Below are 13,211 nucleotides of genomic sequence, written 5' to 3'. Positions count from 1 at the left end.
TCATCAAAATATGGGTTGCCCCGCTTCAATTAATCGATGTCCCGCCGTAGCAGCAGTTGAGGTATGGCATGGTCGGGATGGGAGACAATTGCGGGTTTGACGCGAAATATGTCCTGAATATTCGCTTCGTTGATTAACGTATGAGGTGTGCCCTTTCCCACCGCCATGCCCTCACGCAGCGCCAGAATGTGATCGCAAAATAATGCGGCCAGATTCAGATCATGCAGCACAGCCACAATCGTAATGTTATTTCTCTGTCGCCAGGCCGATAACAATTCCATGAATTGCAATTGATACTTAATATCCAGAAACGTGGTCGGCTCGTCCAGCAACAACAACCGTGGCTCCTGAGCCATGACTTTTGCTAGTGCGACCCGTTGCCGTTGTCCGCCGCTGAGCGCATCCAGTGGTCTGTCCGCGAGCTCCGTCAATCCCAGATCTTCAAGTACCCTGTCTACCACAAGTGCACCATCACCCGTTTCCCGCCCCAGCCAGTTCTGGTACGGATATCGCCCCATCTCCACCACGTCCCGTACGGGATAGGAGATAGGTGGCAAACCGTCCTGCTGCAATACAGCAATCATGCGTGACAAGTCCTTACGGCTGTATGAGCTGATATCCCGACCATCGATACGGATCTGACCTTCGCTTAACTGTTCCGTACCAGCAATAAGCTGGATCAGAGTGGACTTGCCGCTACCGTTTGGACCAACAATTCCCCACCAGTCACCTTCATCAACATGCCAGTCTATAGTACGCAATGCCTGATGATTACCATATGACTTTCCTGCTCCCTTAATGGAAATAAGTGAAGTTGAGTTTGAACCGGTACTGGAATTCATGGCATCATCCCCTTCTGCAACTTTTTATTCCGGTGCAGCAGGTAAGCAAAGAACGGCGCACCAACAAAGGCGGTGACCACCCCGAGCGGAATTTCAGTGGGCGCCAGCAACGACCTTGCGATGGTATCGGCCCACACCATGAAGATCGCTCCACCAATGGCAGACAAAGGTACCAGCAGTCGATAATCCGGCCCCACCAGCAGCCGTAACATATGCGGGATCACCAATCCAACGAAACCAATGACACCGGATACCGAGACAGCCCCTGCGGTCAGCAGTGTGCCTACTGCCAGCACGGAGAGCTTAAGCCTGTCCACGCCGATCCCGATATGTGCCGCTTGACGTTCTCCCAGCGCAAGCACATTTAACGAGCGTGCCCGGCTCCAGAGAAAGACCAGCCCCAGCAGAAAATACGGGAAAAGGATGGCCGTATACGACCACCCGCGTAATGCCAGACTTCCCATCGTCCAGTATATAATTTCATTAATCGTCTGTTTCGACATGGTCGACAGGAAGGAAACAACTGCTCCCAGGAAACTTTGCATGACCACACCAGCCAGAATGAGGCTGTGTGTTGGTATTTTACGCCCTTCACGAGCTAGTGCCATCACAAACCATAACGTGATTACACCCGTTAAAAATGCAATTAGAGGTAACGTCCAGATTCCGATCAGTGCGTACTGCAATCCGAAAAAAATCAGGAAAGCCGCCCCTACCGACGCACCGGATGATACACCGAGCGTAAACGGATCGGCCAGCGGATTACGCAGCACACCCTGGAAGCCCGCACCCGCAATAGCCAGTGAAGCCCCCACGAGCACAGCAAGCAGTACACGCGGAAAACGCACTTTCCAGATAATCTGTTCGGCTGCCTTATTCCAATCCGGTGTAATCCAGTCGCCCACCCAGGGAATTTTGTGAATCAGGATTCCGGCAATATCCCGAATTGGCAAAGCTACTGAACCAATGCCCGTGCAGATGAGCACAGTGAGCACCAGCAGCACCATGCCCGTCGTTCCGAACAGGATCAGCTTTTTACTCATTGGAACAAGTCAGGGTAGATCGCTTTGGCTACTTCTTTCAACCCTTGAGTTACCCGTGGACCCGGACGGCTCAGCAGGTTGGCATCCAGGCCAATAACCGCGTCATTTTTCACAGCCGTAATTTGATCCCAGCCGCTGCGCGCCTTGATGATCTGATCCAGTGTTTTGGAGTTTTCATCAATTACATCGTTGGCATACAAGATTACATCGGGGTTGGAGGCAATCACGTTTTCTTCATTGATTTGGTACCAGCCTTTTTCGTTTGAGGCGATATTGGTTCCTCCGGCTACAGTGATCAGTTCGTCCATGAACTCACCTTTACCTACCGACCAACCTGGGGAGAATTCAACGTATACTTTTTTCTTCTCTTCCGGTTTAACTGCCTTCACCGCTTCGGTTACATCCGTCACGTCCTGTTTCATCTGAGTGATGATTTCTTGTGCTTTTTCCTGATGATCGGTGATTTTACCGAAGGTTTCGATATTGTTCATCACATCGTCAATGGATTTAGGATCCGTTTTGAAAATGGTAATACCGAGTTCGCGCAGCTTCTTCACGGCATCCTCACTCATCGAGATACCTGTAAAGACAATGTCGGCTTCAGATGCAATGATGGACTCTTCGTTGGGCTTGGTGATGCCACCCATTTTCGCTTTGGTTGTTGCTGCTTCCGGATAATCGTCATAGTCGGATACACCAACGATTTGATCGTCCAATCCAAGGGCAAACAGGGATTCCGTCTCAGCCGGAGACACGGATACAATTTTGGCTGGCGCCTTTTCAAAAGTGAAAGACTCACCCGTTGCATCCGTAACGGTCAGTGGATATTGTGTTTTGAGGTCCGTCTGCGCCTGGCCTTCGGACTGCTCCTGTGCCGGTTGCTGTGAAGTACCTGTGCCCTCGTTCGTTGTTGCATTGCCACATCCGGCCAAAGCCAGTACGAGTGCCGCTGCACTTAGCAGGGACGCTACGCTTTTCCAATTCTTGAAATTCATTCTGTTATTCTCCCCTTCTCTATTTGTGCTATTTTCTTGCATCGTGCTCAAACTCCTGCTCCCATGCCTTGGTGTTCCTGTACAAGTTAAACCCATCAATTTTACACAAATCCACTCCGATTGCAGTACCATCTTCCGATCGCTGTTATCCCCAGATTTGTTTGATTCCCTTTTCGAAAGGGAAAATCCGGGGATAAGCGTATGCTTCCAATGTAGCTTTCTTGTAGAAAGCTTTAAGCGAACACTTCGTTTCTTCAGATCGGTTCTGCACTCTTCGTTAACGTGTAAAAGTTCGGTTCTTTTACATGAACAATAAAAAATCCCCAATCCATACGTCCAGGATCAGGGATGACGTCTCGCATATGGCGATCTGTACATGTTCAACCAAGGGTTGTCCATGCGCATAGAATAGCCCGAAACGCTGTCCTTTCCTCGAAGGAACACCGGTTTGTACGTCCAGGGCAGGTAACCTGACTTACAGGAATCATCCTGTTTTACAGTGGCGGGACCGTGCCGGATTTGCACCGGCTTCCCCATTTCACCCTTGTGTGTTTCACGACTCGTACTAATCTGCCATGAAAACAGCCTTCACACGCGGGACCCTTGGTCGCTGATATGGTATATCATTGTCATGTAATTTCTGCATGTTATATACGCATTAGCCTTCACAGCCTGCACCGTATCTGTATCCATGCTGAAGTCACACTTCTGTTGTGATTATAGGGTATATTGTACATCCTTACAACCCGATTGGCGGAAAAGTCACTCTGCTTCCAAACCACTCATTCCCCTGTTGATCAAGCTGAACCTGAATCGCCTGTCCCGGGACAACATGTGTATCCCAGAATCCAAGCCCGGCAATCAGACGGGACAAGGCATACCGGATGACACCACCATGCGTAACCACAACTATGGTTGACTCGCGCCCCTCATCAACGTGCATCGAAGGACGACCCTCCAACAACATCTCTTGGAGAAAGGAATCCAACCGTCCCGTAAACTCCTGCCACGATTCCCCATCAGGCGGAGTGACCTTCTGCGGCGCATCAATCCAGTTTCGGTACTCAGGGTTATCCTTGAGCTGCTCATATGTTAGCCCTTCCCACTGTCCAAAATCAATTTCACGCAGACGCGAATCGAACTTCACCTCTCCGCTGGCATCAGGAAGAATCTGTTCCAGCGTCTGTCGGCAGCGCAGCAGATCACTGCAATATACCTCGTGCCACGAAACACGGCTCAATTGTTCATGAAGCGGAGCCAGTTCTTCTTTGGCATCTGGCAGCAGACCGATGTCGGTATGCCCCAGGTATCTTTTTTCCACATTCCATAGCGTTGTCCCGTGACGGACCCACAGAATGTTTCTTTTCATTGAAGCCGGTTGATCCGTATGTATGTCCTTGCCTGCATCCCCCTCATTTAGGGCCATAACAGCATCCCTCCTGCCAGCCAGCCACCCAGCGATATTAACACACAAAGTGCAACAAAAGCCCCTGCGGACCAGAACATTAGGCGTGATGTTCGCACAATATCCTCGGCTTCCATCGGCCGTGTGGCCTCGCCCATATAGGCACGAAACGAAGCAACTCCGTGATACACGTTATGTCCGCCAAGTCGGATGCCCAGTGCTCCAGCCACTGCTGATTCGGGAAACCCGCTATTCGGACTTGGATGCAGTCTTGCATCCCGAGCGACCATCCGTGCTGCTCCTTTGGCATCAAATTTCATGACCCAGGCACCCACGATTAACAGCATTGCGGTGAGCCGGGCGGGTATCCAGTTCGCCACATCATCCAGACGGGCCGAGGCCCAACCAAGATGCAGATACTTGTCATTTTTATATCCGACCATGGAATCCAGTGTGTTGACGGCACGATAAGCCATGGCTAGCGGAGCGCCTCCAATAAGCGCATAGAATAACGGGGATACAATGGCATCCACGATATTTTCGGCAACCGTCTCTACCGTTCCCCGCACAACCTCCGGTTCATCCAGATGCGCCGTATCACGTCCTACAATCATACTCAGTGAACGTCTGGCCGCCGGCCAATCCTGATGCTTCAGATGACGATACACTTCCATACCTGCATCCTTCAGCCCTTTTGAAGCAATGGTCGTTGCGATGAGCACCACTTCAGCTGCCGCCGCAATGACAGGATGAATCAATCCAAGCACATATACAAGTCCCCAAGTGATGGCAAAAGAACCCCCCGCAACCACAAGCGGGAACAACAGCCCTGCTCTCTTCAGCCCCGAATCTGTGTTCACACGCGAGCGAATAACACGCTCCAACGCCGAGATGCCTTTTCCCATGCCAATCACCGGGTGGGGAATCCAGCGCGGATCACCGATACATCGGTCTAACAGGTACGCCAGTATAATAATCCAGGCTCCAGCCATGCCTGTCCAGAACGGCCAGGTCCATAGATGCTCTATCTCAAAAGTCATTTGTGCCTGATCCTCTCTTTCCATAACAGTCCGGCCTGAAGGCTCTCCGTCACCGTGTCGTATACCAATCTGCCAATCGCCGCCCCCGCCGTAGTCGCCGTCCCGGCATAAGTGATCATCGGTTGTGGTTCCTCCACTGCCTGACGTACTGCAAACACAATGGCATCAGTTGTGGTGCCGGTGGCGGGCAACCCGTTCTCCGAATCCAAAACACCTGCATCCGCCAGCGCTGCCGCTTTGGCTTCCACCGCCGTCTGCACCGCATTCACCATCGCCCCGGTGGTCATGCGTCCATTCAACCAGAGCATGATGTTAATTGTACCCGGGACATAGGGCTGCTTCGTTAGATTCCGTGCTGAAGGAGCAGAACGCTTCATGTCGGAAGCCATCTTCTTATTTCCCGCTGCATCAAATACCGTTCTCTCCGAACCCGCGCGTGCTGCATTCGATACCCCCGCAGTGGTGCAGCACAGAAGACCAAATTCATCACTTGTAAATTCCTGAATGGAGGTATGCTCCAGCCTTACCGCTGTCAACAATCCGGCACATTGATCTTCTGGCTCATGCCATTCGTTCAGTGCTTGTTCGATATCACGCGGCGGATCATCACAGCGGTAATGCTTGTCCACATAGATATTAAATATGCGATCCAGTTCAAGCATCCCACCGCCATATACCGCACTCGACAACGCTTGGGCAGCCCTTGGGCTCTGTGCTTTGATATGTCGTTCAGATGCAGATATGTTTAGTCCCGGCCAGGAAGAGGCTGCATATTCATTCTCGTCTGTTTTTCCATTCGCGAAGTAGTTATAAAACGGGAGTGTCACTGCCGTTTCCCTCCCTGTTCCTGTTCCGAATCTTTCGTCTGCTCCTGCTGACTTGATTCATGAATGGAAGTCTGATCAGCATTCGGATCTCCCTTGCTTTCCAGCACGCTGCCCAGCACTTCGAGTAATGTGGCATTGGCGTCTGCATCCTTGACCGCGAAACGTACATGGCCTTCATCAAGTCCCGGATACATCGCACAGCTGCGAATCAGGATACCCCTTTGGCCCAGCGCCTCCTGCATGGATGCTGCTGTCCAAGGCGCCGGTACACGTGCCAAAATAAAGTTCGCTTCTCCCGGTGTCACCGCACATCCATACGCCTGCAGTCCAGCGATGAGATGTTCCCGTTCCCGCGTGATCTGTGATAGGGTCTCCTGTTCGTACCGTTCTCCACTGCGCAGACAGGCTTCACCTGCCATAAGCGCCAGACCGTTAACACTCCAGGTCACCTGTTTCTTCGTCAGTGCCTGGATGTATTCCGCACGGCCCAAAGCATATCCGAGACGCAAGCCCGGAATGGCATAAAACTTCGTCATCGAACGAATGATAATCACATTGGGATAGTCATTCAGATGTGCTGCCAGGGACTGGCGCCGGGCTAACGGAATAAAATCCATAAAGGCCTCGTCAATGACGAGTACGGTTCCCGTTTTTTCCGCTTTGCGGGCAAGCCTTTGCAATACCTCAAGCGGATATTGTACACCGTTCGGATTGTTGGGCTGACCGAGGAAGAACAGGTCTACCTTTTCCATGAGCTGTTCGATGTCCTCGGGTTCCGCTCGCCACGCCAGCTCTTCTCTTCCCTCTGTATGCACAACCTCGGCACCGAATTGTTGTGCCAACGCCCTATACTCTGAGAATCCCGGTTCCACCGTACCCACCTTGCGCGGGGAAAGCCCCAGCAGAATGAGCGCCATACTTTCGGCTGCACCATTGCCCACGGAAATCTGCTCCTGCATCACACCAAGACGCTCGCTCAGCAGTGCTTTGAATCTTCGATGCCCCGGATCGGGGTACCGAATCACGGACTGCAACCCTTGCTGTATAGACTCCAGCACTTCTCTGGGCGGACCGAGCGGATTAATGTTGGCACTGAAATCCAGAAATTCAGCGGCTTCCCCCCCAAATCGTGACGCAGCCGTCTCCACGTCCCCGCCATGTCCGAACACTTCGATATAACCGGTCATTCTTCCGTCATCCTTTCTGTATGTCCTTTTTATTATGGATGGCACGGGAGGTGTGGGTCAATCCTGTTTTCTTTGTGTCCCAACCATAATTCGTTTACAATAGAAGAGGAATTTCGGTTCCGTTTGATATCCAAGGTTCACTACATAAGGGACTAGCAATCCCTCACATACATTAATGGAGGAATGACCATGCTGTTTGTAGACAACCAGGGCATTACAGATCCTTCTGTAAACCTTGCCATTGAGGAGTACATTCTGAAGCATCTGCCGATGGAGGATGACAGCTATCTGCTGTTCTACATCAACCGTCCGTCGATCATCATCGGAAAGCACCAAAATACAATTGAAGAAATTAATATTGAGTACGTTCAGGATAACGGTGTGCAGGTGGTTCGTCGTCTTTCCGGCGGCGGAGCGGTATATCACGATCTGGGCAACCTGAATTTCAGTTTTATTACAGCGGATGACGGTCAATCCTTCCACAATTTCCGCAAGTTTACCCAGCCTGTCGTTGAAGCTTTGCACGAGCTTGGTGTAAATGCCGAGTTGACCGGGCGTAATGATCTGCAAGTGGGCGAAAAGAAAATTTCGGGCAACGCCCAGTTTTCCACACGTGGGCGCATGTTCAGTCATGGCACCTTGATGTTTGATCTGAATCTGGAGCATGTTCAGGCTTCCCTGAACGTCAATCCCGAGAAATTCAAATCCAAGAGCACTAAGTCCGTGCGCAGCCGGGTCGCCAACATACGGGATCTGATTGACACCAACCTGACGATCGAGCAGTTCCGTGATGAGCTTTTGCGTCACATTTTCAGAATGGAGCCTAAGGACGTTCCACAGTACACGCTCACTGAGAAGGACTGGGACAAAATCAAGGAAATCTCTGCTGAGCGTTATAACAACTGGGACTGGAACTATGGCTTGTCTCCGGAAAGCAATGTGAAGCACACTCGCAAATTCCCTGTCGGCATCATCGATCTGCGCATGAACATCAAGGATGGACGCATTGAGGATATCAAAATCTTTGGCGACTTCTTCGGTGTAGGCGATGTGGCGGATATCGAAAATATGCTGCGCGGCAAGCGTTATGAGGAATCCGAGGTGCGTACTGCACTTGAGGGCCTGGATGTAAAACATTACTTCGGCAACCTTGAGCTGGAAGACTTTATTGGCCTTGTTTTCCTGGAAGAGTAAGATTTAGATGGAAGTATAGTTTTAGAACGGAGTCTAAGATTACACGTTAACGGAGAAGACAGAATTTATCGGGAGAAGCGAAGCGTTCGCTTAAAGCTTTTTGAAAAAAAGCTACATCGGAAGCATACGCTTATCAACGGATTTCCCCTTAGGGGAATAGAATCAAAAATCCGGGGATAACAGCGATCGAAAGATGAATCTGTATTCGGAGTGGCCTCGTGTAAAACTTATTTTTTCGTTCGTTAGTATAGATACAGATAAAAAAGGAGAGAAACACAGATGACCTACAAATTGATTGCAATCGACATTGATGACACCCTGATCAACGACAACAAGGAAGTTACCCCTGCTACACAGACTGCACTGGAACAAGCAGTTGCCCATGGTGTAACGGTAACGCTGGCGACTGGACGTGCTTATGCTTCCGCACAAGCCCTCGCTCGTCAAACCGGACTTAACGTGCCAATTATTACGTATCAAGGCGCTTTGGTGAAAAACCTGCTGGACGAAAAAGTACTTTATGAGCGTTACGTTCCACAGGAAGCTTCCCGCAAATTGTATGATTACTGCCTGGAGAACAATCTCCACCTTCAAACATACATTGACGACAAGCTGTATGCCCGTGAGGAAAACGACAAGCTGCGTGATTATGCCAAACTAAACGGCACCCAATATTATATCGAATCTGATTTCATCAAAGTCATCGAACAGAAGACACCGAAGCTGCTTATTATCGATGAGCCTGACTACTTGGATAAGGTTGCTGTTGAACTGCGTGAATTGCTCGGACCTCAAGTGCATATTACCAAATCCAAACCTTACTTCCTCGAGATTATGCACAATGAAGGAACTAAAGGCCACGCCCTTACGTTCCTGGCTGATCACTTTGGTCACCAGCTCAGCGAGTGTATTGCCATCGGCGACTCCTGGAATGACCATGAGATGCTTGAAGTTGCTGGTCTTGGTGTAGCGATGGGAAATGCCATCCCTGCGTTGAAAGAGCTGGCAGACTACATTACCGCAAGTAATAACGAAGACGGTGTAAAAGAGGTTATTGAGAAGTTTGTATTGAACGCAGAGTAGATAAGGTCAACAAACAGCCCGGTCAGTGAATTTCACTGTGCAGGGCTGTTTTTTTGATGTTTAAAAATAAGTCATTTTGCTGTTTATAAGATTATATTTGGTATATTTTCTCTGTTATTTTTTATGTTTTGAGAGCAATAATGCGGTGATCAGGGATAACTGTAGTGAAATCGTAATCGCCATAGCTAAGATGACACGACCTGTATCTGGGACATCGTCAAAAAACAAAACAATAAAAAATACAATGAATGAGATTACAATGCTAGCTAAGAAATTAAGAATGATTTGTTTCATGTTTTGCCTCCTCCCCGACTCCCCCCCCACTTTTAAACTGCTTACTTGCTCAAGGCATGTTGAATAGACTCCAGCAGTTTCTTGATTCGGCCATCAGGCTCCAACTGAAAAGACGGAAGGAGCTCATCAATTCTTTGCTGAAACCGCTCAGGATCCTGTACACCAAGCTCTGCTCTTAACTCCAATTCTTCTTCGGAACCGTTATCATTCAGGATCATATTCAGAACGTCCGCTTTAAAAAATTCTCTTGGTGGAAGAATTAAAGCATTCATCAGGAACTGCAAAATAAAGAGATGCTTATTGTTTTCGTGACTCGCCTTTTTCATGGCCTGCTTGTTGAACAAATTGATATATTTCTGCGCAAAGGCGACCCCTTTCATTCGGGAATGCCCGATATGTACGACCCCTTTCCAACGCAGATCAGCCACAGAACTAAGCCACCAGGCCGGTTCAATTGCCTGCTGCATACGATGCAGTACTTGGCGTTCAAACTGTGGCTCAAGGTGCATTCGCTGCTCATCCAAACATTTCCCTATGGTCTCGGCTTCAATTGCAGCGACCGTCATGCCTTGGCCATGGATCGGATCGAAGCTGCAAAATGCATCGCCAAGTACGAGTAATCCGGAGGGCCAATTCTCCATGAGTTCAAAATGTTGACGGACAGATTCGGAAATACGGTATCCCCGCGGTCCTTGAAAAGGCTCCAGCTGGTCTATCAACGCTATGTTATCATCCGAAGCAAACAGAAGCTTGATTTGTTCTTGGAATTCATCTGGATGGGTTGAAGGATATTCATCTCCTCCTGCGTTAAACAGTAATAGTCCAGCGATATCATTTTCAATGCGCCACAACATGCCTGCACGCATTCCTTGCGCAGGATCGGATTCTGTTATGACCGTTGCCCAGTTATTTTGAATAGAGGGTGGTATCTTATAATAGCGAGTGCTGTAACCAAGAGACACCTTTAGTACTTCCGGCTCAGGCACGGACAGCCCTATCTTACCAAGCCATCTATTTAATTTGGAAGAACGTCCCGCAGCATCTATAACCATATCCGCTGCAAGCATTTCTTCCTGATGATCCCGGCCTCTTTCTTTGGTATACACACCTGTAATGGAACGCTGATCTTCTGATGCCATTAATCCCGTAACTTCTGTATTCGTTAAAAAGCTTATATGATCTATGTTCCGGACTCGCTGACGCAGTACCCATTCCAGCAAGGCTCTACTGCTCGATGCAATTTTGAATGAGGAAGCAGCATTCGCCTTATTCACCAATGTACCGTAGCGATTGGCAATCACAACTTTCTCTTCCTGTGAAGGAATGGCGCCAAGTGCGACCAATTCATCATTGTATCCGGGAAAGTAATGTTCCAAAATGAGTCCGCCGCGCGGTAATACACGATGTGGATGAAAGGATTGAGGCACACCCTGCCGATTCGCCGGCTCAGAAGGCAATTCATCTCGCTCAATGATACATACTTCATCATAATAATCAGATAACATCCTTGCAGTGATTAACCCTGCAATACCTGCCCCAATTACTAAAGCTTTTTTCATGTCGGACATCGCCACTTCATCCTCTCTAATCCATTATAATCCATCCATACTTATAGCTATATCAAAAAATTACTTATAATACCAATATACACTCGAAATCTCCTATCAAGTAAGAATCAATATCAGGATACTATATAGCTAAACTACAATAAGGAAATGATGTAGATGAAAATGATTGGTAAAAAGGTGGATTTGAGAGTTACCCGAACTCATAAATTGTTAACAATGGCGCTACTCGATCTGTTATGCGAGAAAGGCCAGCTATTCAGCAACATCACGATTAATGAAATATGTGACAAAGCTATGGTTCACCGGACCACGTTTTACAAACATTTTAAGGATAAATTTGCTCTACTGTCCTCCACCCTAACTTGGGTCCTTCGGGATTATTTACAAATGAATGTAGAAGATCGACTACAGCAGCCTTTGCAAAGCGTATCTAAAATTTTGTTTGGCAATGTACTGGAGACCGTCGTGCAGAACCAACAGAAGGATGAGGGCTTTAACAACTTTTTCATACATTTTATCGGAGAGATATTCAGAAGAGATTTTCTGGAATTGAAGAGAAGAGGTAAACAATTTTCACTTCCCATAGAACTGGTAGCCGAGTTTCGCTCGGGGGTAATTCGTTTACTTGTGACGTGGTGGATACAACATTTCGAAGAAAATGTTACAGCAGAACAGATGGATGAATACTACTACCAACTGGTTAACGAGAACATTATGTTGGAATAACAAACAGCTCAACCTAAAATCAAGAACTGATTTTGAGATGGAGCTGCATACTATTAGTCTTTACCTATTTTAAAACAGTTTCGGAAGCCTGCACTGTCACCCTCGCACGCTTTCCTTTTTTCAACCAGCCGCTCACCTTCTCATTCATCGCCAGCAGACCTGAAACGACCAGTACCACACCGATCCACGTAATCCAGCTGACATGCTCACCATAGACAACAGCGCCAAGCCCAACGGCGATGGGCGGTGAGATGTATAACCAGGTTGCCGGGAATAACGGATTGGTACGCGACATAATCCAGTAGAACAGACTATGCCCCACCATCGAGCCAATGACCGTCAGATAGATGACCGACGAGACTGCAGGCACCCAATCCAGAACAGACATATTCCACGATTCCGTTCCAGCAGAGAGCAGAGTCAGCAGCAATCCCCCGTACATCATCTGCACCGCATTAATGGCTACAGGACTAGCCTCCTTGAACTGATGAATGACCTTTTTGGAGTACAATGCGCCTGCCGAATAACAGACTTCCCCCACCAATACCGCAATACAGCCCCACATGAACAGGGAACCTGCACCAAGCGATACACCTGGCAGCACAACCAGAACCACACCGGTGAACCCGATTAGGCAGCCCACCATCATACGGGCAGATGTTTTTTGCCGTAACAGCGCCGTCTGCATTAGCATAATCATCAGCGGCCCTGTCGCTGACAAAATGGCACCTACACCCGAGCTCACATGCTGTTCAGCCCAATATAATGTGGCAAAGGTGCCGAAGGTCAGACCCGCTCCCGTCAACAGCATCTCCTTGCGGAACAGCAGGGACCAGCTCACTTTGCCCTTCATCCACATCCATGCAAACATCAGCGCTCCCGCGATTACAAAACGCAGTCCGGCTGACATAAAAGGCGGCATGCCAGCCTCCACTCCAATTTTAATAGCCAGAAACGTTGTACCGAAAATAAGACACATGACCGTAAATGCAATACCCACCATGAAA

General features: G+C 48.9%; 13 protein-coding genes and 1 riboswitch. Of the genes, 3 read left to right on the top strand and 10 right to left on the bottom strand.

What is annotated here, in order from left to right:
* Positions 1 to 29: 29 nt before the first annotated feature.
* The 7 genes from MKY85_RS07400 to cobD all read right to left on the bottom strand — a co-directional run bounded on the left by MKY85_RS07400 (position 30) and on the right by cobD (position 7,339).
* On the bottom strand, positions 30 to 842 hold the full coding sequence (locus tag MKY85_RS07400) for an ABC transporter ATP-binding protein (protein ID WP_342572222.1): 813 nt from the start codon (positions 840 to 842) through the stop codon (positions 30 to 32).
* Positions 839 to 1,885, bottom strand: a complete 1,047-nt coding sequence (locus tag MKY85_RS07395; protein ID WP_307414522.1) for an iron chelate uptake ABC transporter family permease subunit — start codon at positions 1,883 to 1,885, stop codon at positions 839 to 841. The genes MKY85_RS07400 and MKY85_RS07395 overlap by 4 nt, the downstream gene beginning before the upstream one ends.
* Entirely contained in the window at positions 1,882 to 2,880 is a 999-nt protein-coding gene (locus MKY85_RS07390; protein WP_342572221.1) for an ABC transporter substrate-binding protein, read from the bottom strand. Before MKY85_RS07390 ends, MKY85_RS07395 begins: the two co-directional genes overlap by 4 nt.
* Before the next feature lie 442 nt (positions 2,881 to 3,322).
* Positions 3,323 to 3,441, bottom strand: a riboswitch (cobalamin riboswitch).
* A gap of 178 nt (positions 3,442 to 3,619) precedes the next feature.
* Positions 3,620 to 4,306: a histidine phosphatase family protein gene (locus MKY85_RS07385; RefSeq protein ID WP_342572220.1), complete on the bottom strand. Its 687-nt coding sequence runs from the start codon at positions 4,304 to 4,306 to the stop codon at positions 3,620 to 3,622.
* Entirely contained in the window at positions 4,297 to 5,277 is a 981-nt protein-coding gene (gene cbiB, locus MKY85_RS07380; protein WP_342573295.1) for an adenosylcobinamide-phosphate synthase CbiB, read from the bottom strand. Before cbiB ends, MKY85_RS07385 begins: the two co-directional genes overlap by 10 nt.
* A gap of 44 nt (positions 5,278 to 5,321) precedes the next feature.
* The gene (locus tag MKY85_RS07375) at positions 5,322 to 6,152 is read right to left on the bottom strand and encodes an adenosylcobinamide amidohydrolase (RefSeq protein WP_342572219.1); all 831 of its coding nucleotides are present in this window, start codon (positions 6,150 to 6,152) and stop codon (positions 5,322 to 5,324) included.
* Positions 6,149 to 7,339, bottom strand: coding sequence for a threonine-phosphate decarboxylase CobD (gene cobD / locus MKY85_RS07370; protein ID WP_342572218.1), 1,191 nt, complete (start codon positions 7,337 to 7,339; stop codon positions 6,149 to 6,151). Before cobD ends, MKY85_RS07375 begins: the two co-directional genes overlap by 4 nt.
* Positions 7,340 to 7,528: 189 nt before the next feature.
* Between cobD and MKY85_RS07365 the strand changes: the two genes are divergently transcribed.
* Together MKY85_RS07365 and MKY85_RS07360 are read left to right on the top strand one after the other, a co-directional pair.
* The gene (locus tag MKY85_RS07365; RefSeq protein WP_339240444.1) at positions 7,529 to 8,533 is read left to right on the top strand and encodes a lipoate--protein ligase; all 1,005 of its coding nucleotides are present in this window, start codon (positions 7,529 to 7,531) and stop codon (positions 8,531 to 8,533) included.
* A gap of 279 nt (positions 8,534 to 8,812) precedes the next feature.
* Complete coding sequence (locus MKY85_RS07360; RefSeq protein ID WP_192134328.1) at positions 8,813 to 9,616, top strand: Cof-type HAD-IIB family hydrolase; 804 nt, start codon at positions 8,813 to 8,815, stop codon at positions 9,614 to 9,616.
* A 114-nt stretch (positions 9,617 to 9,730) separates the two neighbouring features.
* Here the strand turns inward: MKY85_RS07360 and MKY85_RS07355 are convergent, their stop codons facing one another.
* Positions 9,731 to 9,910, bottom strand: a complete 180-nt coding sequence (locus tag MKY85_RS07355; RefSeq protein ID WP_342572217.1) for a hypothetical protein — start codon at positions 9,908 to 9,910, stop codon at positions 9,731 to 9,733.
* Between the two features lie 41 nt (positions 9,911 to 9,951).
* On the bottom strand, positions 9,952 to 11,478 hold the full coding sequence (locus MKY85_RS07350; RefSeq protein WP_342572216.1) for an FAD-dependent monooxygenase: 1,527 nt from the start codon (positions 11,476 to 11,478) through the stop codon (positions 9,952 to 9,954).
* A gap of 156 nt (positions 11,479 to 11,634) precedes the next feature.
* On the opposite strand from MKY85_RS07350, the gene MKY85_RS07345 reads away from it, so the two are divergent.
* Positions 11,635 to 12,204 carry a TetR/AcrR family transcriptional regulator gene (locus MKY85_RS07345; protein WP_342572215.1) on the top strand — a complete coding sequence of 190 codons (570 nt, stop codon included), beginning with the start codon at positions 11,635 to 11,637 and terminating at the stop codon, positions 12,202 to 12,204.
* 64 nt (positions 12,205 to 12,268) lie between these two features.
* On the opposite strand, the gene MKY85_RS07340 is transcribed toward MKY85_RS07345, so the two are convergent.
* On the bottom strand, positions 12,269 to 13,207 hold the full coding sequence (locus MKY85_RS07340) for an EamA family transporter (protein ID WP_342572214.1): 939 nt from the start codon (positions 13,205 to 13,207) through the stop codon (positions 12,269 to 12,271).
* Positions 13,208 to 13,211 lie beyond the last annotated feature (4 nt).

Source organism: Paenibacillus sp. FSL R5-0749 (assembly GCF_038595085.1).
GTDB lineage: Bacteria > Bacillota > Bacilli > Paenibacillales > Paenibacillaceae > Paenibacillus.
The sequence above is the reverse complement of the archived record's forward strand: the minus strand, read 5'-3'. Positions and strand labels throughout refer to the sequence as shown.